Source organism: Pseudomonas sp. 43(2021) (assembly GCF_017490805.1).
In the GTDB taxonomy this organism is placed as follows: domain Bacteria; phylum Pseudomonadota; class Gammaproteobacteria; order Pseudomonadales; family Pseudomonadaceae; genus Aquipseudomonas.
In genome coordinates, this window is sequence record NZ_JAFGYJ010000266.1 from 1 (window position 1) to 519 (window position 519).

Annotated in this window: 1 protein-coding gene; it reads left to right on the top strand. The window is 61.3% G+C overall.

Features of this window, described 5'->3' with window-relative positions; all coding sequences use genetic code 11:
• Positions 1–519: RHS repeat domain-containing protein (locus J5M71_RS27130; RefSeq protein ID WP_243434370.1), on the top strand; the 519-nt coding region annotated here is incomplete at both ends.

The window sequence follows — 519 nt, forward strand, 5'->3', positions numbered from 1 at the left end:
ATAACCTGACCCGGCGTTTCAGCTACAACGTCGGTGGCCATCTGACCCGACTGGATGAGATTGGCTACGGTGAAAACGCCGAACGCCCGGAACGTCATACGCTGTTCGAGCGCGATGCCATTGGCCGTCTGGTCGCCAAGATCAATCGCGATGCGAGCCAGACCTTCGCGTACGACGACGGCGACCGGTTGCTGAGCATTGAGCGGCAGCCGACCGGGATCGGCAAGCAGCTTGGGATCAGCGAAGAAAAGCTGGAGTACGCCTACGATCTGCTGGGCCGGCTGACCAAAGAAGTCACCCCTGACGGCACGCTCGGCTACGAGTACGACCCGCTCGGCAACCTGACCACCCTGACCCTGCCGGACGGTCGCAAGGTCAACCACCTGTACTATGGCAGTGGGCACCTGCACCAGTTGAACCTGGATGGCCAGGTCATCAGCGATATGGAGCGTGATGACCTGCACCGCGAGGTGTACCGGACCCAGGGCAAGCTCACCAGCTGCTTTGGCTATGACGCCA